Source organism: Pseudoduganella violacea (assembly GCF_014191875.1).
Taxonomy (GTDB): domain Bacteria; phylum Pseudomonadota; class Gammaproteobacteria; order Burkholderiales; family Burkholderiaceae_D; genus Rugamonas; species Rugamonas violacea_A.
Map to the genome: position 1 here is coordinate 160,270 of NZ_JACHXD010000001.1, position 23,312 is coordinate 183,581.

General features: G+C 62.9%; 16 protein-coding genes. 6 read left to right on the forward strand and 10 right to left on the reverse strand.

Annotated elements, in window-relative coordinates; genetic code table 11:
• Positions 1-29: 29 nt before the first annotated feature.
• Positions 30-1,448, reverse strand: a complete 1,419-nt coding sequence (locus tag FHS03_RS00725) for an MBOAT family O-acyltransferase (RefSeq protein WP_183439121.1) — start codon at positions 1,446-1,448, stop codon at positions 30-32.
• Positions 1,449-1,457: 9 nt separating this feature from the next.
• Positions 1,458-4,196 (reverse strand): AMP-binding protein, encoded by a 2,739-nt coding sequence (locus tag FHS03_RS00730; protein ID WP_183439122.1) that lies wholly within the window; start codon positions 4,194-4,196, stop codon positions 1,458-1,460.
• 204 nt (positions 4,197-4,400) lie between these two features.
• Here FHS03_RS00730 and FHS03_RS00735 point away from each other — a divergent pair, with 204 nt between their 5' ends.
• Positions 4,401-4,946 (forward strand): c-type cytochrome, encoded by a 546-nt coding sequence (locus FHS03_RS00735; protein WP_183439123.1) that lies wholly within the window; start codon positions 4,401-4,403, stop codon positions 4,944-4,946.
• A gap of 124 nt (positions 4,947-5,070) precedes the next feature.
• A complete protein-coding gene (locus FHS03_RS00740; RefSeq protein WP_183439124.1) occupies positions 5,071-6,039 on the forward strand; it encodes an IS1595 family transposase in 969 nt (322 codons plus the stop codon).
• A gap of 79 nt (positions 6,040-6,118) precedes the next feature.
• Here FHS03_RS00740 and FHS03_RS00745 read toward each other — a convergent pair whose 3' ends face one another.
• The 4 genes from FHS03_RS00745 to FHS03_RS00760 form a co-directional block, all read right to left on the reverse strand.
• Positions 6,119-8,194 (reverse strand): M13 family metallopeptidase, encoded by a 2,076-nt coding sequence (locus FHS03_RS00745; RefSeq protein WP_183439125.1) that lies wholly within the window; start codon positions 8,192-8,194, stop codon positions 6,119-6,121.
• 163 nt (positions 8,195-8,357) lie between these two features.
• Entirely contained in the window at positions 8,358-10,343 is a 1,986-nt protein-coding gene (locus FHS03_RS00750) for a M13 family metallopeptidase (protein ID WP_183439547.1), read from the reverse strand.
• Between the two features lie 75 nt (positions 10,344-10,418).
• The gene (locus FHS03_RS00755; protein ID WP_183439126.1) at positions 10,419-12,689 is read right to left on the reverse strand and encodes a TonB-dependent receptor plug domain-containing protein; all 2,271 of its coding nucleotides are present in this window, start codon (positions 12,687-12,689) and stop codon (positions 10,419-10,421) included.
• 299 nt (positions 12,690-12,988) lie between these two features.
• A complete protein-coding gene (locus tag FHS03_RS00760; RefSeq protein WP_183439127.1) occupies positions 12,989-13,519 on the reverse strand; it encodes a hypothetical protein in 531 nt (176 codons plus the stop codon).
• Positions 13,520-13,828: 309 nt separating this feature from the next.
• Between FHS03_RS00760 and FHS03_RS00765 the strand changes: the two genes are divergently transcribed.
• The 3 genes from FHS03_RS00765 to FHS03_RS00775 all read left to right on the forward strand — a co-directional run bounded on the left by FHS03_RS00765 (position 13,829) and on the right by FHS03_RS00775 (position 18,391).
• Positions 13,829-15,271, forward strand: a complete 1,443-nt coding sequence (locus FHS03_RS00765; protein WP_183439128.1) for a S41 family peptidase — start codon at positions 13,829-13,831, stop codon at positions 15,269-15,271.
• A gap of 143 nt (positions 15,272-15,414) precedes the next feature.
• The gene (locus FHS03_RS00770; protein ID WP_183439129.1) at positions 15,415-16,536 is read left to right on the forward strand and encodes a beta-ketoacyl-ACP synthase III; all 1,122 of its coding nucleotides are present in this window, start codon (positions 15,415-15,417) and stop codon (positions 16,534-16,536) included.
• A gap of 154 nt (positions 16,537-16,690) precedes the next feature.
• The gene (locus FHS03_RS00775) at positions 16,691-18,391 is read left to right on the forward strand and encodes a cation:proton antiporter domain-containing protein (protein WP_183439130.1); all 1,701 of its coding nucleotides are present in this window, start codon (positions 16,691-16,693) and stop codon (positions 18,389-18,391) included.
• 147 nt (positions 18,392-18,538) lie between these two features.
• On the opposite strand, the gene FHS03_RS00780 is transcribed toward FHS03_RS00775, so the two are convergent.
• Positions 18,539-20,569, reverse strand: coding sequence for an NADPH-dependent 2,4-dienoyl-CoA reductase (locus FHS03_RS00780; protein ID WP_183439131.1), 2,031 nt, complete (start codon positions 20,567-20,569; stop codon positions 18,539-18,541).
• An 86-nt stretch (positions 20,570-20,655) separates the two neighbouring features.
• Between FHS03_RS00780 and FHS03_RS00785 the strand changes: the two genes are divergently transcribed.
• Positions 20,656-21,231: an SRPBCC family protein gene (locus FHS03_RS00785; RefSeq protein ID WP_050410200.1), complete on the forward strand. Its 576-nt coding sequence runs from the start codon at positions 20,656-20,658 to the stop codon at positions 21,229-21,231.
• Between the two features lie 10 nt (positions 21,232-21,241).
• Here the strand turns inward: FHS03_RS00785 and FHS03_RS00790 are convergent, their stop codons facing one another.
• From FHS03_RS00790 to pip, 3 genes are read right to left on the reverse strand one after another with little or no spacing between them, the layout of a single operon-like run.
• Positions 21,242-21,694 (reverse strand): hypothetical protein, encoded by a 453-nt coding sequence (locus tag FHS03_RS00790; protein ID WP_183439132.1) that lies wholly within the window; start codon positions 21,692-21,694, stop codon positions 21,242-21,244.
• Positions 21,695-21,703: 9 nt separating this feature from the next.
• The gene (locus FHS03_RS00795; protein ID WP_183439133.1) at positions 21,704-22,198 is read right to left on the reverse strand and encodes a DUF2721 domain-containing protein; all 495 of its coding nucleotides are present in this window, start codon (positions 22,196-22,198) and stop codon (positions 21,704-21,706) included.
• 55 nt (positions 22,199-22,253) lie between these two features.
• Positions 22,254-23,210 carry a prolyl aminopeptidase gene (gene pip, locus FHS03_RS00800; protein ID WP_183439134.1) on the reverse strand — a complete coding sequence of 319 codons (957 nt, stop codon included), beginning with the start codon at positions 23,208-23,210 and terminating at the stop codon, positions 22,254-22,256.
• Positions 23,211-23,312: the final 102 nt, after the last annotated feature.

Sequence of the window (23,312 nt, forward strand, 5' to 3'; positions counted from 1 at the left end):
GCACAAATCGCATCAAATACCCCGCCAGCTCAGAATTGGAAGTAGATAAAACCGCCGTTGCCCCGCGTGAAAACGATGCTCAGGTAGGTAATCGCGGCAAAATTGGCGCCAAAAGCCCATGCGGGCTGGCGATTGACGGCGGCCATCAGCTGCTCGCGCCAGCGCATCGGGGTGAAATGCAGCAGGGCGGCGGCGGCCAGCGCCAGCAGGGCCGATAGCGACAGGGGGAAGCGGCCGTCCAGCGGTCCCGCCATGGCGGCGAGGTAGGAGCCGGCCACCGCCAGGCTCTCGCTGCGGAACAGGATGCGCGTCAGCGAGACGATGCTGAAGATCAGCGTCACTTGCAGCGCCAGCCGCAGGCCACGGTAGACGGGCGCCGGCAAGCCGCGCGCGGTGCGCGCTTCGCTGCGCAGGTGTTCCAGCGCCACCAGGCTGCCGTGCAGCAGGCCGTAGACCACGAAATTCCATCCAGCGCCATGCCATAGGCCGATCGCGACAAACACGATCAGCAGATTCAGCCAGGCCGGCGCGTTCCATGCCGCCGACAAGGGCGTGTACAGGTAGTTGCGGAAGAAGGAGGACATGCTGATATGCCAGCGCTGCCAGAAATTGGCGACGCTGGTGGCAAGGTAGGGCCGGTTGAAGTTGGACGGCAGCCGGTAGCCCAGCATGCGCGCCGCCCCCAGGGCCATATCGGTGTAGCCGCTCAGGTCCAGGTAGGCTTGCAGGCTGTAGCCGAACATGGCGAGCCAGAGGAAGGCGGAGGAATACACGCCGGGATTGGCAAACGCGGGATCGACCAGATGGCTGCCCAGGGTATCGGCCAGCAGCACTTTCTTGACCACGCCGCGCAGCACCAGGGCCAGGCCTTCGAAGCGCTGGTCGTCGGTGACGCGCACCGGCTGTTCCAGCTGCGGCAGGAAGTAGGCGGCGGGGACGATAGGCCCGGCCAGCAGGCGCGGGAAGAAGGCGATGAATAGGGCGAAGTCGCCCAGGCTGCAGGTCTTTTTCAGCCGCCCCGCATACAGGTCGATGGGATAGCTGATGGCCTGGAAGGTCATGAAGGAAATCCCCACCGGCAGCAGCACACTCACCAGCGGCAGCAACGCGTCCTGCCCCATCCAGTGGGCCACGCTGTTCAGCATGGCGGCGAAGAAGTTCAGGTATTTGAAGTAGCCGAGCATGGCAAGGCTGGCGACGATGGCCGCCGCCACCGCAGCGCGGCGCAGGGCCAGGCTGCGCGCACGCATCACCACTTCGCCGGCGCTGTAGTTGATGACGGTGAAGGCGGCCAGCAGGCCCATGAAGCGCCAATCGACGGTGGCGTAGAAGTAGTAGCTGGCGGCGGTGAGCATGGCTTTCTGCCAGCCGCCATGCGCGCGCAGATAGTGGTGGGCCGCCAGCACCAGCAGGAAAAACACCAGATAGGCGAAGCCCGTCAATTCCACGGCCGGACCTTACTTGTCTTTGCTGGTGAACGCGCCGCCGCTGGCCACTTCCATGCGCTGCGGGATGCCCAGGCCGCGCGCCAGATCCGGGTGGCTGTACATGCTGCGGAACAGGTAGTCGGCGGTGAAGCGTTCGCCGCGCGCGGTGAAGTGGCCGCCGTCGACAAAGTAATCGCGGCCGCCCGGCATGGCGCGGGCCAGGTCGACCAGCGCGGTATGGCGCTGCCGCGCCACATTGGCGATGGCGCGGTTGTACATGGCGCTGGCCTTGAGCAGGCCAGAGAGATCGAGGCAGGGATTGTAGAACAGCGCGGTCTGCGCCAGCTGCACGCTGCCGGGCTGCTGCTCATGCTTGGTGGCGCGCGCCACCGTCATCAGCACCGGCACGATGCCGGCGCTTTGCAGGCGGCTGACGATGGCGTCCAGCCGCGCGGCATAGCCGTCCGTCATGTGCTGGGCGGGATCGACCACGGTGGCGCGCACCGGCGGCTCGCGCAGCGAGACGGTGTTCTTGGACAGGATCTCGCGCGTCAACATCCAGCGTGGCAAGGAGGGCTGCGGCGCGTGGGCCGGTTTCTCGTGGCTGCGGGCGGCGCGGCAGATGCCGCTCATATCGTTGAAGCCGGGGTAGATCACCACGGCGGCCGGTTTCAGGCCGATCAGGGCGCGTTCCACCAGGCGTTCGATATCGTCCAGGGTATAGCCCTCGATGCCGGCGTTGACCACGTTCACCGGGCGGCTCGGCATCTGCTGGCGCAGGCGCTGCTCCAGCAGGCTGGGGAAGGTGTCCTGGTTGGTGGCGGCGTAGGCGCCGGACACGGTGGAGGCGCCCGCCACCACCACGCGCAGCTCGTTGGCTTGCGGCGCGGCGTCGATTTCCGGGCTGCGGAAGCCGAGCGAGTTGACGTCGAAGCGGCCGCCGTTGGCCAGCACCGTGCGCGAGAAGTGCGGGCGGTAGGTGGTCAGTCCCCAATCCTTGTTGAAGGCCATGGCGCCGCTGCCGGTCAGCAGGGAGGCAGCGCTACGGCCGGTCTTCAGGTAATGGCGCATCTGCAGCGAGCCTTCGCCCACGGCCAGCAGCGAGAAGGCGACCATGGCGGCGACGGCGAAGCGGCGCGGCCTATGCTCGTCCTGCACCGCTGCGACGGGCTGCTTGAGCGCTTCCAGTTCGGCGATCGAGCGCGCTTCCCAGTTTTCCGGCAGATGGCCCAGATAGCTTTCGATCAGCAGCGAGATGTCGACGAAGCTGACCGAGTCGCCGTCCAGATCGAGGAAGCTGTCCTCGGGCCGCACATCCTGCACGCCCAGCACCACGCTATAGGCTTCGATCAGCGAGCGCGGCGCCTCCGGCAACTCTTCACCGGCCGCCTGGCGCACCAGGCGCAGCACGGCGCGGTGGTCCACCTTGCCCGAGGGGAGCGTGGGCAGCGGATCGAGCACCCGGACTTCGACGGCCGACGCGGGCAGGCCAAAGCGTTCCAGCAAGGCCTGTTTCAATTCCGCGCGGCCTTCACGCTGCACCATGGCGACGGCGATCAGCTTGTCGTCGCCGCCCACAGCGCCGTACACGCCGCGCTGTTCCAGCCAGCGCTCGATCTCATCGAGGCTGATGCGCAGGCCGAGGATTTTCGAGAAGCGGCTCTTGCGGCCCACGATATAGTAGTTGCCGTTGGCCTTGCGGCAGGCCAGATCGCCCGTGCGCAGCTCGGCGGGACCGGCGCCGCGCGCCAGATCGGCCGCGCTTTCGGCATAGCCCATCATCACATTCGGGCCACGGTATACCAGTTCGCCCGGCTGGTCGGCGGCCGTCACCGGCTGGCCGTCTTCCTCGATCAGTTCAAAAGCGCCGCCGGGCACGGGCACGCCGATGCAGTCCGGGTTTTCGCTCAATTGCGCCGGCGGCACATAAGCCATGCGCGGCGCGGCCTCGGTCTGGCCATACATGACGAACATCTGCTTGCCCTGCTCGCGCGCCCAGTCGGCGTAAGCGAGCACCCGCTCGGCCGGCAGGCGGCCGCCGGCCTGGGTCAGGTAGCGCAAGGCGGGATAGCGGCGCTGGCGAAAGCCGATCCGCTCCAGCACATCGAAGCTGAACGGCACGCCAGCCAGCGAGGTGGCGCCCTCGGCCTCGAAACGCTGCCAGAACTCGTCCTGGGCCACCGAGTATTCGCTCAGCAGCACAGTGGCGCCCACGGCCAGATGGGAATTGAGTACGGACATCCCGTAGGAATAAAACAACGGTAGCGCCGTGATAGCTTTGTCCGTGCTCAAAATGCCCAAATATTCAGCAATGGCTTGGGCATTTTTTTCGATATTTGTCAGCGACAAACGGACCAGTTTGGGGCTGCCCGTGCTGCCCGATGTCGACAGAAGGAGACAAAGCTCGGGGTGCAGCGCTGGTTCTCTTGCCCCAGGTAAAGTTTGGAACGCCCAGGCGCCATGCTCGCTCTCGCGGAATACCAGGCCCGCCTGGAAGGTAGCGGCAATACGGGAATCGCGCGCGGTGGAGCCGGGCTCGGCCAGCACCACGGGCCAGCTGCGGCGCAGGCAAGCCAGATAGGCGCAGACGCATTCGATGCGGTTGGCGGCCTCGACAATAACCAGCTGGCGCGGCCCTTGCAGGGCGGCGGCGGCGCGGTCGGCGGCGGCGGCCAATTGGGCGTAAGACCAGAAGCAGCCGTCATCGGCCACAATCGCCAAACGCGTCCCGAAGGATTCCAGCCGTACTGCAAACGTCGTATCCGTCATTTGCCAGCCTCCGCAGCTGCTGTATTATTTTAATGTCATAAAGACAATTTAACACCAGCCGTTATAGCGAAGTCAACAAATCATTTACGTTCCATAGTGGTAAGTTTGGGTCTATAATCGCGGGTTTGGCGAGGGATTGCGCGCCAACGTGCAAAAACGAGAACGCCAACCGCCACCAGTTTCGATCTTTGTACTAAGGAAATCATGAGCGACGCACATAACGAACACGAATCCGCTATCAGAACGCCTAAGCAACTCGTTGCTGCCGTGGTAGGCTTCTTCCTCATCACCGTTATCGGGATTGCACTGCTGGTGCAGTTCGTGACCCAGGAAAAACTCACGGGCCACGGCTCCGACAGCCAATCCTCCGAAGCACTGGCCGCCCGCCTGAAACCGGTCGCCGACATCGACTACACCCTGAAAGACAGCAACGCGCCGAAAGTGCTGCAGACCGGCGAAGCGATCTACACCTCCACTTGCGCGGCCTGCCACGGCAGCGGCGCAGCCGGCGCCCCGAAAGTGGGCGACAACGGTTCCTGGAGCGCGCGTCTGGCCCAAGGCGAAGCGACCATCATCAAGCACGCCATCGAAGGTCTGCGCGCCATGCCTGCCAAAGGCGGCAACCCGGATCTGGACGATGTGGAAGTGGCCCGCGCCGTGGTCTTCATGGCCAACAAATCCGGCGGCAGCCTGAAAGAACCCGCAGTGCCGGCACCGGCCGCTGCCCCGGCCGAAGAAAAGAAAGAATAAATCTTCGCCGCATAAAAAAACCGCTCATTCGAGCGGTTTTTTTTGGCTATGTAGCGGCTAAGTGTTGAACTGTTTGCAGCCTGGTCGGCCCAAGTAAGTACGAAGAGACTGACCGGGGGCTGCAATGAAGAAAGCGGACTTTAAGGTACTCATTAATCAGCTGGACATGCTGTCTCCTAAGCAGCGTGCAGCGCTCGCAGCGATATTAGGTGAGTTGGGTAGGGCGGATGGTCTGGGAGAGCTGGCTGCCGTTTTGAGTGCCAAGTGTTCAAATTGCCCGCATTGTGGCGCAAGCACGCTATACAAACACGGCCAGGCACACGGCTTACCGCGCTATCGTTGCCGCGTTTGCCGCAAGACCTTCAACTGTTTAACCGGCACACCGTTGGCGCATCTGCGGTTACGGCACAAGTGGTTGTCCTACCAGCAATGCTTACTCGACTCGCTCACCATTCGCAAAGCGGCGATTGCTGTTGCCATCAGCCGTAATACCAGTTTCCGTTGGCGCCATCGTTTTCTCGCCTGGGTAAAAAATGACCGCCCGGAGCGTCTGCATGGCATCGCTGAAGCCGATGAAATGTATTTGCTGGAGTCAGAAAAGGGGGCGCGGCATATAACGCGCGCACCTCGCAAGCGTGGCGGTGCTGCCAGTCAGCGTGGCACGTCAAAGGAACAAGTTTGCGTGCTGGTCGTACGTGACCGAACTGGTCAGACGCGCAATTTCGTCACGGGCCGGGGCCCCGTTAGCAAGGCTCAACTGCGTCAATGCCTGCTACCGATACTCGATAAGGATGTGTTGCTGGTGACGGACTCCAATTCGGCATACCGCTTTTTTGCCCGTGATGCTGGCCTCAGCTACGAGTCGATCAATTTGCGCGCCAAGCAACGAGTCCGGGGCGCGATCCACATTCAAAACGTCAATGCCTACCATAGCCGCTGTCGGCAATGGCTCGACCGCTTCCACGGTGTGGCAACACACTACCTTCCCAATTATCTTGGATGGCGATGGGCGCTTGATGCCAACCGCATCAACGCACCCTTCGATTTGCTGAAGGCCTCGGTCGGTGTCTTTCCACACTTAGCCGCTACATAGCCTTTTTTTTCGCCTTCAAGTTGAGCCCGTGTCCACCCTGGTGCCAGGCACCAGGGTGGACACGGGCTCGGCAGTGGGCTTACCAGATGATGACGCGGTCTTTCGGGGCCAGGTACATCTTGTCGCCGGGTTTCACGCCGAAGGCATCGTAGAAGCCGGGCTGGTTGCGCATGGTGCCGTTGGCGCGGTACTTGCCAGGGGAGTGCGGGTCGGTCTTGATCTGCACGATCTGGGCTTGTTCACGCATCTTGCTGCGCCATACTTGGGCGAAGCCCATGAAGAAGCGCTGGTCGCCAGTCAGGCCGTCGATCACCGGCGCTTTCTTGCCTTTCAGGGACAGCTTGTAAGCCTTGTAGGCGATCGCCACGCCGGAGTTGTCGGCAATGTTCTCGCCCAGGGTCAGCTCGCCGTTGACGTTATAACCTGGCAGCGGGGTGAAGGCGCTGTACTGCTTGACCAGCTCACTCGTCTTCTTCTTGAAGTTCTTGTGGTCGGCGGCGCTCCACCAGTCGCGCAGATTGCCGTCACCGTCGTACTGGGCGCCCTGGTCGTCGAAGCCGTGGCTGATTTCGTGGCCGATCACGCCGCCGATGGCGCCGTAGTTCATGGCGTCATCCGCATTCGCGTCGAAGAACGGCGGCTGCAGGATGGCGGCCGGGAACACGATCTCGTTCATCTCCGGGTTGTAGTAGGCGTTGACGGTTTGCGGCGTCATGCCCCACTCGTCGCGGTCGATCGGCTTGCCGAGCTTGTTCAGCTCCTTGTTGTAGTCGAACTCGTTGGAACGCTTGACGTTGCCCAGCAGGTCGTCGCGCTGCACGTTCAGCGCGGCGTAGTCGCGCCATTTGTTCGGGTAGCCGATCTTGGTGGTGAACTTGGCCAGCTTGGCTTGCGCCTCTTTCTTGGTGGCCGGGGTCATCCAGTCCAGCTTATTGATGCTTTGCTTGTAGGCCAGCAGCAGGTTCTTCACCAGCTCTTCCATGCGCGCCTTGTTGGCGGCCGGGAAGTGCTGCTCGACGTAGATCTTGCCGATGCTTTCGCCCAGCGCGCCTTCGGTCACTTCCACGCCGCGCTTCCAGCGTGGACGGTTCTCGGTCACGCCGCTCAGGGCCGTGCCGTAGAAGGCGAAGTTGGCGTCGACGAAGGATTTCGACAGGTAAGGCGCGGCGGCGCGCACGGTCTGCCACTGGAAGTAGGACTTCAGGGTTTCCAGCGGGGTGGCGGCGAACAGGCCGTCCAGCGCTTTCAGATAGGTCGGCTGGCTGACGATCACATAATCGACCTTGCCGGCGATGCCGGTGGCTTGCAGATAGCTGTTCCAGTCGAAGTTGGCCATCAGTTCCGGCAGCTTGTTCAGGGCGACCTTGTTATAGGCCTTGACCGGATCGCGCAGTTCGACCTTGGTCCACTGGATTTTCGCCAGCTCGGTTTCGAAGGCCACGATGGCCTTGGCGTTAGCGGCAGCCTTGGCGTCGCCGGCCAGGGCCAGCATCTCTTCCACATGCTTGCCGTATTTCGCCAGGGTGTCGGCCAGTTTGGCGTCGTCGGCTTTCAGGTAGTAGTCGCGGTCGGGCATGCCCAGGCCATCCTGGAAGATGTCGGCCACATACTTGGTCGAATCCTTATTGTCCTGGTGGATGCCGAAGGCGAACGGGGAATGCACGCCATTGCGCACGGCGGCGGCCAGCAGCAGCGGCAGTTCTTTCTTGTCCTTGATGGCGGCGATGCGGTCCAGATCGGCCTTCACCGGGGCGATGCCCAGCTGTTCCAGGCGCGCTTCGTCCATGAAGCTGGCGTAGAAGTCGCCGATGCGCTTGGCGTCGGCGCCATTGGCCTTGGCGGCCGCTTCTTCGATGATGGCGCGCAGCTGCGGCTGGATATCGTCGCGCAGCTTGGCGAAGGTGCCCCAGCTCGATTTATCGGCCGGGATTTCGGTGGTGGACAGCCATTTGCCGTTCAGGTGAACAAAGAAGTCGTCCTGCGAACGCACGGCTGGATCGATGAACTGGGTATCGATGCCGGAGCCGAGGTTTTTTGCCGCGCTGACGGCAGCCTTGCCGGCAACGGCGCTGGTGGCGCCTTCCGCCGCAACTGCCAGGCTGGATACGCCAGCCAGCAGGCTCAAGGTCAATGCACTTAACAGATGTCGTTTCACTGATATTTCCCCTCTAGTTTTAGACAGTGGTTTGCTCGGACTTTTGCCGAGCTGACGACTCTAGCACAGGGCGGCAAGCATGAATAACAAAAAGACCACGCGATGTGGTCTTTTTGTAGAGGGCCAGCTCGGTTAAGCCGGTTTTAATTCAATGCTTATGCGCTTACCAGATAATGACGCGCTGCTCCGGCGCCACGTACATCTTGTCGCCTTCCTTCACGCCGAAGGCTTCGTAGAAACCTGGCTGGTTAACCACCGTGCCGTTGGCGCGGAACTGGCCCGGCGAATGCGGATCGGTTTTCACCTGCATGATCTGCTGCGGTTCCAGCATCTTGCTGCGCCATACCTGGCCAAAGCCCATGAAGAAGCGCTGCTCGCCCGTCAGGCCGTCGATCACCGGCGCCGGCTTGCCGTTCAGCGACAGCTTGTACGCCTTGTAGGCGACGGCGACGCCGGAGTTGTCGGCGATGTTCTCGCCCAGGGTCAACTCGCCATTCACGTTATAGCCGGGCAGCGGGCTGTAGGCGCTGTACTGTTTGACCAGGGCGTCGGTCTTGGCCTTGAAGTTGGCCTTGTCCGCCGCCGTCCACCAGTCGCGCAGATTGCCGTCGCCGTCGGACTGGCTGCCCTTGTCGTCGAAGCCGTGGCTGATTTCGTGGCCGATCACGGCACCGATGGCGCCATAGTTGACCGCGTCGTCGGCGCGCGCGTCGAAGAACGGCGGTTGCAGGATGGCGGCCGGGAACACGATTTCATTGGTGGTGGAACGGTAGTAGGCGTTCACGGTTTGCGGCGTCATGCCCCACTCTTCGCGGTCGATCGGCTTGCCCAGTTTGTTCAGATTGCGCTGGAAGGAGAACAGCGAGGCGCGGCGCATATTGCCGGCCAGGTCGCCCGCGGTGAACTGCAGGGCCGAGTAATCGCGCCATTTGTTCGGGTAGCCGATCTTGTAGGTGAACTTGGACAGCTTGGTTTGGGCTTCCTGTTTGGTTTCCGCGCCCATCCAGTCCAGCGTGTCGATGCTCTGCTTGTAGGCCGCCAGCAGGTTCTGCACCAGATGCACCATGCGCTCCTTGCGCTCGGCCGGGAAGTACTTGGCCACATACAGCTTGCCCAGGCCTTCGCCGATGGCGCCTTCCACCACGCTCACGCCGCGCTTCCAGCGTGGCGGCTGCTCCTTGGTGCCGGAAATAACGGTGCCGTAGAAGGCGAAGTTCTCTTCGGCGAAAGCCTTGGACAGGTATGGCGCGGCGTCGCGCAGCAGCTGCCATTCGAAGTAGGCCTGCCAGGTGGCCAGCGGGGTGTCCTGCACGATCTTGTCGAGCGCCGTGAAATAGCTCGGCTGGCTGACGATCACATAATCGGTCTTGCCCGACACGCCGGTACTGGCCAGCGCGCCTTTCCAGTCATAGGCTGGCGCCAGCGCGGCCAGCTCGGCGAAGCTCTTCTTGTTGTAGCGCTTGACCGGGTCGCGGTTCTCGACCTTGGACCATTGCACTTCCGCCATCGCGGTTTCCAGCGCCAGAATCGCCTTCGCCTTGGCTGGCGCGTCCTTGACGCCGGCCAGGCTCAGGATCTTGCCGATATGGGCTTCGTATTTGACGCGAACTTCGGCCAGGCGCTCGTCGTCTTTTTTCAGATAGTAGTCGCGGTCGGGCAGACCCAGGCCGCTTTGCGACAGGTAGACGGCGTAACGCGTCGATTCGCGCGCATCCTGGCTGACAAAGAAGCCGTAAGGCGCAGCCACGCCGATCTGGTTCATGTGGGCGATCAGCGCCGGCAAGCCTTTCTTGTCCTTCAGGCTGCGGATGCGGCTGAACTCACCGGCCAGCGGACGCACGCCGGCTTTTTCCAGCTTCGCTTCATCCATATAGCTGGCGTACAGATCGGCGATCTTCTGCTCTTCGGTGCCGGCCTTGTGCTTTTTCGTGTTCAGTTCTTCGATCAGGCCACGCAGCTGCGGCAGGGTGTCGTCGCGCAGCTTGGCGAAGGAACCCCAGCTCGATTTGTCGGCCGGGATCACGGCGGTTTTCAGCCACTGGCCATTGAGGTGGGTGAAGAAGTCATCTTGCGCGCGCACGCTAGCGTCGATGTACTGGGTGTCGATGCCGGACTGCGGAACGTCGGCGGCGTGGGAGAAAGCGGCCATGACGCTCAAGGCCAGAGTGCTCAGCAGATGGGTTTTCTTCACTTGTATCCTCTCTTGTTTATATGATCAGTTCGATCAGAACTTGGTTTCCAGCTTGATGCTCCACACCCGGTAGGTGGGGTTCAGCGAGTCCGAGGTAATGGACAGGCCCTTAGCGTACATCAGATTATGACCGAGCGAATCGTCGGCTAGCAAGTTCGAGGCCGAGAAGCGCAGCTGGGTGCGGGCGTCGAACTTCCACAGCGCGTACATATCGAGCACGCGCTTGCTGCCCGTATCCACCGTCTGCGTCGGGCTGGTTTGCACGCGCACCGACGGCGTCCAGTTAAAGCTGCCGCCCAGGGTCAGGGGGATATCCTTCATGCGGTAATCCATGCCCAGATTGGCGGTCTGCTTGGCTTGCTGGTCGAGGCGGTTGTCCGGGCCAGGAATGCCGTCCACCTTCGACCAGAAGCGGCTGTAATTGCTGCGGAAGTCGATATTCGGCGCGTTTTCCATCAACTCGGAAAGCGAGAATTTGGCCTCCAGCTCAATGCCACTGGTGCGCGCGTGACCGACGTTGGTCGGCATGGAGACCCAGTGCAGGCCATCGGCCATCTGCTTTTGCGCGACTTCGCGGCGGATCAGATTATCGATGTCGCGCACGAAACCGCTGACGCTGACGATGCCGTTGCGGCCCAGGTAGTGCTCATACGCGATATCCAGGCCGGTCGCCAGCTCCGGCTTCAGGTCGGGATTGCCGACGCGGTCGGGACGATCTGGACGGTTCACGCCGCGCGATGGCGTGGGCGCGGCGATCAGGTCCTGCACATTGGGCGACTTGTAGCTCTTGGTGAGGCTCATGCGCACCTGGTCCTTTTCGAAACCGGGAATGCGCCACACGCCGTGCAGCAGCGGGCTGAATACCTTGCTGGTGTTGCTGATGCTGCCGGCGCTGCCGTTGCTACGCTCGCTGCTGGTGCGGATGCCTTCCCAGCGCGCGCCCATATACACGGCCCATTGCGGCGTGATGTCCCACTCGTCCTGGGCGAAGAAGGCGACGCGGCGGGTGTCGGCGTTCAGGTTGTCGCCGGATTCGGCGAACTGCGGCTTGCCGTCCTTGTCCACCGACACCTTGGTCTGTTCGCGGTGACTGCTTTCCAGATCCCAGCCGGCGGCCAGCAAATGACCCTGGCCCAGCGGCGAGGTGTATTTGCCGCCGGTGCTGAAGTTGCGGTCGCGCGTGGAATCGGTGTCGGTAAAGCGGTCCAGCAGATTGCCGCTGCCATCGAATTCCGTGCGCTGCGAATCGCTATTGCGCTTGCCGATGCCGCCACCGAATTTCACATCGAGCTTGGCCGCGCCCTGCAGCTTGTGAATCCAGTTGCCGAAGCCGCGCAGGAAGGTCATGCTGGAATGGGCCTGCTGGGTGAAGGCGTTGTAGTCCGGGGCGTCCTTGCCGATGGGCTGCTCCAGCGTGCCTTTGGAGCCGGTGTCGCCGCGACTGGCCATCAGGAAGGGCTGGATATTCAGCGTGTCGCCGTTCTCGAATTTGTAGGAGACGCGCGGCGCGAAATGCAGGTTCTTCGAATTGCCCGAGCTTTCATCCTGCAGCAGCTGTTCGCGCTGCACCGTGCCGTCGTCGAGGATATCGCGGCTGATGCTGCGCCCGCCCTTGTCCTGGCTACGGTGCTGGCCGATGGAGCCGGACAGGGTATAGCTGAGCGCACCGGCCTTGCCCGGCAAGGTCACGGACAGATTCGGCGAATGCAGGCCTTCCTCGATCGAGTCGGTCAGCTTGACCTGGATATCGCGCTGCTGATAGCCGTCGCGCAGCACGATATTGATGGTGCCGGCGATGGCGCGCGCGCTGTGCTCGGCCACCGGGCCGCGCATCACCTCGATGCGCTCGACCTGGTCGGGCGACAGCGACTCCATCGAAAAACCGGCCGGCGGACGTTCGCCGTTCAGCAGAATCTGCGTATAGCCATTGCCCAGGCCGCGCATGCGGACATCGCCGCCGCGGCCGGGGCGGCCGCCGATGGTCACGCCCGGCAGGCGCTTGAGCACATCGCCCAGGCTGGTGTCGCCATTGCGGTCCAGCTCCTCGCGGCCGTAGATCTGCTTGCCGGCGGTCGAGTTGCGGCGCTCATCCATATCGCTCTGGCGGCCGCCGCTGACGGTCACCTGCGGCATCACCTTACCATCGGACCCCGTCGCCGGCGCACCGGCCTTCACGCTCCCCTTGGACGGAGAAGAAGCAGCGGAAGGCGCCTCGGCGGGCGTGGAATCGGCAGGCTGCTGCTGGGCCTGTGCCGTCGCCGCGCTCAACACCGCAGCGCAGGCAAAAGGGATCAATTTGCTCATGGATACTCAAGAAAGGACGCCGTGCGGCCTGGCTGGCAGAAAGCTGGCTCGGAAAAAAGGTTGCCGCGCCCGCATTTTAAGCGCCCCGCCCTACGCCAAGTCAGCCCAGGCACCAATTTTTACTTTTCGATACACAACCGCTCCTTTGACATTTCGCAAACAATGTCCGACCTTGGTGTCAGGCACCAGAGCCGGACATTGTTTGCGATAGATCAAGGAATGTCTAACCGTGGTGCCTCGGCGGCCCCGCCTGACACCAGGGTTGGACATTGTTTGATTTGGCGCAAAGGGTGGTGGTATCAGCTGCCGGGGCGGGCGGGGCGGCTGTCGCGGTGGTGGCCGCTGCGGTGCTCGCCGCTGTCGGCTTTGGGGCCGGGAGTACGCGGGGCGTCGGCTTGGCGCTGCAGCTGTTCGCTGAGGAAGGTGGCGACGGCGCGGCGCTGGCTGTCGTCGAGGGCGTCGTTGAGCTGGAGCCACCATTCGCGCAGTTGCTTGTCCTCAGCCGCGGCGGTCGCGGCTTCGCTGTCGATGGCACTGCTGAGTTCGCGCAGTTCGACATCCTTGCCGTCGAGCGATTGGCGGGTGGTCGCTTGCAGGCGCTCGCGCCGCACCTGTCGTTCGCGCAGCAGGGTTTTGCTGCGGCTTTCGGTCTGCTGCCACAGGGTTTGCTGGTTGGCGTTCAGTTGCAGGGCTTTCTTCAGCTCAGCCGCCATCATGATCAGGTCGTCGCTGCGCATGTCCATCAAGGGTGTGGCGTGGGCCACGCTGCCCAGCAGGGCCAATCCCAGCGCGCCGGCGCGCAAGCTTTTCAAAATGAAAACAGAGGACATTTTTGCTCCGTGCAAAAAAAAGCCTGCGCGGGAACGCAGGCGGAAAACCACTTCAGGGTAGAGAGAAATTACGGATTCAGTGTAGGTCCAGCTTGGCGCGCTTTCCGCTTTTCTTACAAATGCTTACTCTCGTAAATCTTCGCCATATGCGCGCTTACAAATCGCAATATTGACCGGTGACTATCGTGTTAGCGTAAAGCGTGGCTTAAGCAGGATTTATTACACTTGGGCTACTACGCTTGCTGAGAATCAGGTTTATACTGAATTTACCGGCGGCCGCGTGACCGCTGCGCACGACACAGGTGACACATGAGCAAGAAACTCAATAGCGCCGGGCTGATCGGGTTCGGGATGGTGGCCGGCATGGCCGTCTCCATGCAGTTTTCAGCGATGGCACAAAAGCCCGGCGAGCCGGTGCTTCCGCTCGATGAGCTGCGCCAGCTGGCCGATGTGTATGGCCTGATCAAATCCGATTATGTCGAGCCGGTCGAGGACAAGCAGTTGCTGACCCAAGCCATCTCCGGCATGGTCGCCTCGCTCGATCCGCACTCCGCTTATCTCGACAAGAAGGCTTACGCCGAGCTGCGCGAAGGCTCGCAGGGCAAGTTCGTCGGCCTGGGCATCGAGATCGGCCAGAGCGACGATGGTTATATCCGCATCGTGTCGCCCATCGAGGATTCGCCGGCCTACCGCGCCGGCATCAAGGCGGGCGACCTGATCACCCGCCTCGACTCGACGCCGGTCAAGGGCTTGAGCCTGGACGAATCGATCAAGAAGATGCGCGGCGAACCGCATACCAAGGTCACGCTGACCATTCTGCGCAAGGATGAGCCGCAGCCGCTGGTGTTCAATATCGTGCGCGAAGAAATCCATCAGAAGAGCGTGAAGGGCAAGATTGTCGAATCGGGCTACGCCTGGCTGCGCGTGGCGCAGTTCCAGGAGCCGACGGTCGACGACCTGGCGAGCAAGATCAGCGATCTGTATCGGCAAGACCCGAATCTGAAAGGCATGGTGCTCGACCTGCGCAACGATCCGGGCGGCGTGCTGCAAGGCGCCATCGGCGTGGCGGCGGCCTTCCTGCCCAAGGACACGGCCATCGTTTCCACCAATGGCCAGCTGCCCGACTCGAAACAGACCTTCTACGGCCGCGCCGAGTATTACAGCCTGCGCAGCGACGGCGACGCGCTGGCCAAACTGCCGGAAGCGGTGAAGCAGGTGCCGCTGGTAGTGCTGGTCAACACCGGTTCCGCCTCCGCCTCCGAGATCGTGGCCGGCGCACTGCAGGATTACAAGCGCGCCACCATCATCGGCAGCCAGACCTTCGGCAAGGGTTCGGTGCAGACCATCCGCCAACTGAGCGCCGACACGGCCGTCAAGCTGACCACGGCGCGCTATTACACGCCGAACGGCCGCTCGATCCAGGCCAAGGGCATCGTGCCCGATCTGGCGGTGGACGAGAACGAGGACGGCGACGGCTTGAACAGCCTGCGCATGCGCGAAGCCGATCTGGAAAAGCATCTGTCCAATGACCGCGAGCAGGAAAGCGGCAAGGCCAAGCGCGATGAAATGGAAGAGCAGATCCGCATCCTGGCGTTGGAGAAGAAGCGCAAGCCGCTGGAATACGGCGGAACGGAAGACTTTCAGCTGCGCCAGGCGCTGAACCATCTGAAAGGCCTGCCGGTGCAACTGGCGAAAGGCGAATCGAAGCTGGTGCAGGCCGACCTGCCGCCCAAAGGCAAGGCGAAAAAATGAGTCATACTGTTTATATAAACAGTCTTTAAGCACGGCTGAACAATTAGACGGCGCCCTCGGGGCGCCGTTTTTCATGGGCGCTTTGGGGTAAAATCAGCCCCATTGCTGGGCTCTCGCCCATTACCAGATCTGAAAGCTTAATCATGAAACAAGCCGTCATCAGCGGTACCGGCCTCTTTACTCCTCCCTACTCCATCTCCAACGAAGAACTGGTCACCTGCTTCAACGCTTATGTTGAGCAGTTCAATGCCGACAATGCCGGCGCCATCGCGGACGGCAGCGTCGCCGCGCTGGAACCATCCAGCGTCGCCTTTATCGAAAAGGCTTCCGGCATCAAGGCCCGCTTCGTGATGGAAAAGGAAGGCATCCTCGATCCGCGGCGCATGGTGCCGCGCATCCCCGAGCGTGCCGATGAGGAGCTGTCGGTGCAGGCCGAGATCTGCGTGAAAGCGGCGCAGCAGGCGCTCGACCGCGCTGGCCGCACGCCGGCCGACATCGATATGGTACTGGTGGCCTGCTCGAATATGCAGCGCGCTTACCCGGCCATGGCGGTCGAGGTGCAGCAGGCCCTGGGCATCGAGGGTTATGGTTTCGACATGAACGTGGCCTGCTCCTCGGCCACCTTCGGCATCCAGACCGCCGTCGCCGCCGTGCAAAGCGGCCAGGCGCGCGCCGTGCTGGTGCTCAATCCCGAAATCACCAGCGGCCACCTGAACTGGCGCGACCGCGACAGCCACTTCATCTTCGGCGATGCCTGCACCGCCATCGTGATCGAAGCGGCCGACAGCGCCGTCTCCAAGCACCAGTTCGCGATCCTCGACACCAAGCTGAAGACCGCCTTCTCCAACAATATCCGCAACAACTTCGGCTTTATGAACCGCTTCGACGAAAGCGGCATCGGCCAGGCCGACAAGCTGTTCCGCCAGCAGGGCCGCAAGGTGTTCAAGGAAGTATGCCCGATGGCCGCCGAGACGATCAAGAACGCCGTCGCCAACGCCGGCCTGGAAATCGCGCAGGTGCAGCGCTACTGGCTGCACCAGGCCAACCTGAACATGAACCAGCTGATCTCGCGCATGATCCTGGGCCGCGACGCCGAGCCGCAGGAAGCGCCGGTGATTCTGGACACCTATGCCAACACCTCCTCGGCCGGTTCCATCATCGCCTTCCACAAATACCAGGACGATATGCCGGCGGGCGCGCACGGCGTCATCTGCTCCTTCGGCGCCGGCTACTCGATCGGCAGCGTCGTCGTGCGCAAGCTGTAATCCCGCTCCACGGCTGAGTCCGTGTCCACCTTGGTGCCAGGCACCAAGGTGGACACGGGCTCAGCAAAAAAATCGGGCATTTTTCCTTCCCGGTTTATACTCTTTGCGGCTGGCGTCCGCCATCCGCAACGAATATGGAAGGAACCCACCCTGCATGCCCCATGACGTCCCCCTGATTACCACGATCGCCGCCGCGCTGGGATTTGGCCTGGTGTTCGGCTTTATTGCGACCCGCTTGAAGCTGCCGGCCCTGGTCGGCTATCTGGCCGCCGGCATACTGCTCGGCCCCGCCACGCCCGGCATGGTGGCCGATGCGGAGCTGGCTGGCCAGCTGGCCGAAATCGGCGTGATGCTGATGATGTTCGGCGTCGGTCTGCATTTTTCACTGGACGATTTATGGGAAGTCAGACGGGTGGCCCTGCCCGGCGCGCTGCTGCAGATCACGGCGGCGACGGTCATGGGCATGGGGCTGGCGTGGTATTGGGACTGGAGCATAGGCGGTGGCCTGGTCTTCGGCCTGGCGCTGTCGGTGGCGAGCACGGTGGTGCTGCTGCGGGCGCTGGAAGAACGCGGCATCCTCGATTCCTTCAATGGCCGCATCGCGGTCGGCTGGCTGGTGGTGGAAGATCTGGTGACGGTGCTGGTACTGGTGCTGCTGCCGCCGCTGGCCGGTTCGCTGGGCGGCACGCCCCTGCCCGGGCAGGCTGAAACCAGCCTGCTGACAACCATGGCCATCACCCTGGGCCAGGTCGGCGCCTTCATCGCCTTCATGCTGCTGGTGGGACGCAAACTCTTCCCCTGGATTCTGTGGCAGGTGGCGCGCACCGGTTCGCGCGAGCTGTTCACCCTGTGCGTGATCGCCGCCGCGCTGGGCATCGCCTATGCGGCCACCAAATTATTCGGCATCTCCTTCGCGCTGGGCGCCTTCTTCGCCGGCATGGTGCTGCGCGAATCGGAACTGAGCCACCGCGCGGCCGAAGAATCGCTGCCGCTGCGCGATGCGTTTGCCGTGCTGTTCTTCGTTTCGGTCGGCATGCTGTTCGACCCGGCCATCCTGATGCAGAAACCCTTGCAGGTGCTGGCGGTGGTGGCCATCATCGTCTTCGGCAAATCGCTGGCGGCCTTCCTGCTGGTGCTGCTGCTGCGCTATCCGGCCAAGACCGCGCTGATGGTCTCGGCCAGCCTGGCGCAGATCGGCGAGTTCTCCTTCATCCTGGCCGCGCTGGGCATGGCGCTGGGGCTGATGCCGCAGGAAGGGCAAAGCCTGATCCTGGCGGGCGCCATCATCTCCATCGCGCTCAATCCCGTAGTCTTCGCCATCACCGGGCCGCTGGAGCGCTGGTTCGGCAAGGACAAAGGGCTGGCCGCCAAATTCGATCGCAGCGCCGACCCGCTGGCCGAGCTGCCGATGAGTACCGCATCCACCAAGCTGGCCGACCAGGTGGTACTGGTCGGCTATGGCCGCGTTGGACGACGCATCGCCGAAACGCTGACCGCGCAAGGCATCCACTTCGTCGTAGCGGAGCAGAACCGCGAGGTCGTCGACCAGTTGCGCCAGCAAGGCGTTCCCGCAGTGGCGGGCAATGCCGGCGAACCGGCGGTGCTGATCCAGGCGCACATCGCGCGCGCGCGCATGCTGGTGATCGCCACGCCGGACACCTTCCACGTACGCGCCATGATCGAAACCGCGCGCGCGCTGAATCCGAATATCCGCACCGTCGTCCGCACCCATAGCGACGAAGAAGCCGAATTGCTGAAACGCGAACGCGCCGGCCAAGTCTTCATCGGCGAGCAGGAATTAGCCAAGGGCATGAGCGCCCACATCCTCCACGAGTTCCACACCACCCACCATTGATCTACCTCAAACAATGTCCAACCCTGGTGTCAGGCACCACGGTCGGACATTTGCTGATTTAGATCAAAGAATGTCCTACTCCGGTGCCTGACACCAGGGTTGGACATTGTTTGATTTGGCGCAAACTTTGGCGCAAAGGCGCTTGGCTTAGAGGCTGGCGGCGAGTTCGGCGCCTTCTTTGATGGCGCGTTTGGCATCGAGCTCGGCAGCCAGGGAGGCGCCGCCGATTTTGTGGAAGCGCGGACCATTCGCCATAGGCGCTTCGGGCATCAGGTCGGCCAGGCTGAGCTGGCCGGCGCAGATCACGACATTGTCGACGGCGAGCAGGCGCTCTTCGCCGCCAACCGTGATGTGCAGGCCATGGTCGTCGATCTTGTTGTACTGCACGCCGGCGAGCATGACGACGCCGTTGCGCGCCAATACCGCGCGGTGGACCCAGCCGGAGGTCTTGCCCAAGCCGGCGCCGGGTTTGCTGGTTTTGCGCTGCAGCAGATAGAGCTGGCGTACCGGTTCTTCGGCCACGGGCGGCACCAGGCCGCCGCCGCTGCGCGCTTGCAGGTCGACGCCCCATTCCGCCGTCCAGTGGGGGACGGCCAGCGGCAGTTCGTGCGCCGGATTGTGCAGCAGGTATTCGCCGACGTCGAAGCCGATGCCGCCCGCGCCGATGATGGCGACGCGCTTGCCGACCGGTTTCTTGTCGCGCAGGACGTCGAGGTAGGACAGCACTTTCGGATGTTCGATGCCTTCAATCGCCGGCTTGCGTACCTGGATGCCGGTGGCGACGATGACGTCGTCATAGCCGCCCGCCAGCAGTTCGTCGCGCGTGACGCGCCGGCCCAGTTTCACTTTCACGCCACTGAGTTCGATCTTGCGGCGGAAGTAGCGCAGAGTCTCCGCGAATTCTTCCTTGCCCGGGATTTGCATGGCGACCTTGAACTGGCCGCCCACGCTGTCGCTGGCATCGAACAGGGTGACGTCATGGCCGCAGTCGGCCGCCACCGTCGCCGCCGACATGCCGGCCGGCCCGGCGCCCACCACCGCGACTTTGCGCGGCGCGGCTTTGCGGGTGTAGACCAGCTCCGTCTCGTGGCAGGCGCGCGGGTTGACCAGGCAGCTGGCGCGCTTGTTCTGGAAGGTGTGGTCGAGGCAGGCCTGGTTGCAGCCGATGCAGGTGTTGATTTCGTCGGCGCGGCCTTGAGCGGCCTTGTTCACCAGCTCGGGATCGGCCAGGAAAGGGCGCGCCATCGAGACCATATCGGCGTCGCCGCGGACCAGGATGTCTTCCGCCTCGCCCGGCATATTGATGCGGTTCGAGGCCACCACGGGAATGGTGACTTCCTTGCGCAGCCGTCCCGCCACGCTGGCGAAAGCGGCGCGCGGCACCGAGGTGACGATGGTGGGCACGCGTGCTTCATGCCAGCCGATGCCGGTATTCAGGATGGTGGCGCCGGCCTGCTGCAAGGCCTTGGCAACCGCCACCACCTCTTCCCATGTATTTCCGCCTTCCACCAGATCGAGCAAGGAGTGGCGGTACATGATGATGAAGTTCGTTCCCACAGCGGCGCGGATGCGGCGCACGATTTCCACCGGCAGGCGCATGCGGTTTTCGATGCTGCCGCCCCAGCCGTCGGTGCGCAGATTGGTGCGGGCGCACAGGAATTGATTCAGCAGATAGCCTTCGCTGCCCATCACTTCCACGCCGTCGTAGCCGGCCTTCTGCGCCAGACGCGCGCAGCGCACATAGTCGCGGATGGTCGCTTCGATGCCCGCTTCCGTCAGGGCGCGCGGCTTGAAGGGCGAGATCGGCGATTTCTTGCCGGAGGCGGACACCACCAGCGGCTGGTAACCATAGCGTCCCGCGTGCAGGATCTGCATCAGGATTTTTCCGCCCTCTTCGTGCACGGCGCTGGTGACGCGGCGGTGGTTCAGCACATCGCCGATAAAGTTCATGGTGCCGCCGAAGGGCAGCAGCCAGCCCTGGCGGTTGGGCGAGATGCCGCCCGTGACGATCAGCCCTACCCCACCCTTGGCGCGTTCGCGGTAGAAGGCGGCCAGCTTGCCGTAGTTGAAGAAGCGGTCCTCAAGGCCGGTATGCATGGAGCCCATGATGACGCGGTTGCGCAGGGTGGTGAAGCCCAGGTCGAGAGGGGCAAGCAGGTGGGGGTAGTTGGTGGTCATGGTTTGTCGGTATCGTTCTGTGCGCTGGCTAACAGTGGAGGCGTGCGGCGCTTGTATTCTGCCACCAGTTCCCTTACGCTGGGAGAATGAAGCCTCTACTCTTGTTATTGCTTTTTGGTTTAGTCGCACCCGCCCCCAGCCCGGCGCAGGCAACAAGGCTGGACCCGCCCAAACTGGAAGTGTCGGTAAACCGCGTGAATCTGGACGCCCTTCATATGTATGAAGTGGGCGCCAGCGGCACCGTGCAGGCGTCGCCGGCCAGTGTCTGGAAGGTGTTGACCAGCTATGACAAGATGGACGAATTCGTGCCCGACCTGCAGTCCTGCCGCGTGCTCTCGCGCAATGGCAATGAGGTCATCATCGAGCAGTTCGGCACGGCGCGCTTCCTGTTCATGTCCAAGTCCATCCACCTGATCGTGCGCGCCACCGAGCAGCCCATGTCGGCCATCGACATCGCGCTCATTTCGGGCGATATGAAGCACTACGAGTCGCGCTGGGAGCTGCAGCCGGTGCCGGAAACGGGCGGCACGCGGGTGGTCTACAGCGGCCGCATGATTCCCAACTTCTACGTACCCGGCCTGCTCGGGACGAACATCATCCGCGGCGACATCGAGAGGATGATGGTCGCCGTGCTCTCGCGCCTGGATAAGCGCGAGCAGTAGTCCGAATGGATCAGGCGGGGTAGTAGTCCTGCGAGCGCAGCTCGGCGAAGTTTTCCAGGCTGCCGATGCGGATCACCACCGGATTCAGGCTGAGTTGACTCTGCATGGCGCGCCAGGCGAATTGCCATTCCTGTTCCACTTCGTCGTGCGCGTCCTTGGTGAAGGCGGCGCCCAGGGCGGCGCGCGCGCCGTATTCGACGGCGCCGTCGATGCCGGCCCAATTCGGCAGCGTGCGCTGCACGGCGCGGTGGATGCGTTCACCGAATTCCTCGGTGTTGTGGATGACCAGGCAGCTGTCGGCGCCGAAGTGGGCGAACAACTCGCGGTCCCAGGCTTGCGAGAAGCTCAGGGTCAGGAAGCCGTTGGCCGGGCGCAGCACGAACTGCCCCGTCGTCAAGGCCTGTTCAAGTTCGCTGCGCGGGCCGTAACGGTGCAGGGTCGGGGGGCGTTTGTAGTCGTGCATGGTGTTTCTTTATTCTTTATGGGGGCGGAGGACGGCGCTGGCCGTGCCGGTGTCGTTAGCTGTGCGTGGCGTGTGGCGGACGTGCCGGTGCGAGAGCATGAAGGATGAGGCAATGAAGATCTCGCGCAGCAGATACACAAAGCTTCCGATCAAGGTGCCCATGGCGATCACGAACAGGCCGGCCACATATTTGTCCAGCGCCACATTGGTGGTGTCGCCAACGAACAGCAATGCAATCACGATGCAGACCAGCAGGCCGCAGGCGGTTGAAAGCGCAATGGCAACATTAATCAAATGCGAACGCTTGTACAGGATGTCCAGTTCGTTCAGGTAGTTTTCGTTATAGCCTACATCAAGGCGGTCTTCCAGCGCGCGCGAACGGTCGATGATGCGCGCCAGACGGTTGGTCAGCACCACCAGCATGGTGCTCACGCCGGTCAACAGGAAAACTGGCGCAATCGCCAACTGGATCGTGTGGCCGATGTCGCCCAACTGAATGTTCATGGAGTCCCGGATTTTTTATAGGTCTAAGCCCTTAGTTTAGCAGCCCGCGCGGTCCTTATCCAAAACGGCGGTTCTGGCGGAACTGCTCGGTGGCGTTGACCAGGGCGCGGCTGATGCCCGTTTCCATGGCGGCGTGGCCAGCGTCGGGGATCAGGTTCAGCACCGATCCGGGCCAGGACCGGTGCAGACGCCAAGCCACATACGGTGGGCAGATCACGTCGTAGCGTCCCTGCACGATGGTGGCGGGCAGATGGGCGATGCGGTCCATATCGCGCAGCAGCTGGTTGTCCTCGAAGAAGCCGAGATTGGCCATGTAATGCGTTTCGAGACGGCCCACGCCCAGGTCGAGCGTGTCCGACGGCGGTTCTTCCGGCTGCGGCATGAGGAAGACGCGGCGGCCTTCGAAACGGCTCCAGGCGCGCGCCGCCGGCCAGAATACCTCGGGATCGTCGCTGCCGATGCGTTTAACGTAGGCTTGCAGCAGGTCCATGCGCTCCTCGGCCGGGATGGGGGCGACGAATTCCTCATACAGCTCGGGGTGGAACCATTGCGCGCCATCGAGGAACCAGTCGACTTCCAGCTGGGTGCAGAGGAAGATGCCGCGCAGGACGAAGCCCAGGCAGCGTTCCGGGTGCGCCTGGCCATAGGCCAGCGCCAGGGTCGAGCCCCAGGAGCCGCCGAAGACCAGCCATTGCTCGATGCCGAACATGTCGCGCAGGCGTTCGATGTCGGCGATCAGCAGCTGGGTGGTGTTGTTGCGCACTTCGCCCAGCGGCGTGGATTTGCCGGCGCCGCGCTGGTCGAACAGGATCACGCGGTAATGCTGCGGGTCGAAGAAGCGGCGGTGCTGAGGCGAGAGGCCGGCGCCAGGGCCGCCATGCAGGAAGATCACCGGTATGCCGTCGGGATTGCCCACCTCCTCCCAGTAAATCGTATGCAGCTCATCGACCGCCAGCATGCCGTGGCGCAGGGGTTGAATGGGCGGGAACAGGGAGGTGGAGAGTTCGGGCATGGCTGTCCTTTGCGGTTGATGCCTGATTGTAGCGAATCGGAGCCGGGGGAGCAAAAACACCGGGGCGAAATGAAAAAAAGGCCCGGTGGAGGTTACCGGGCC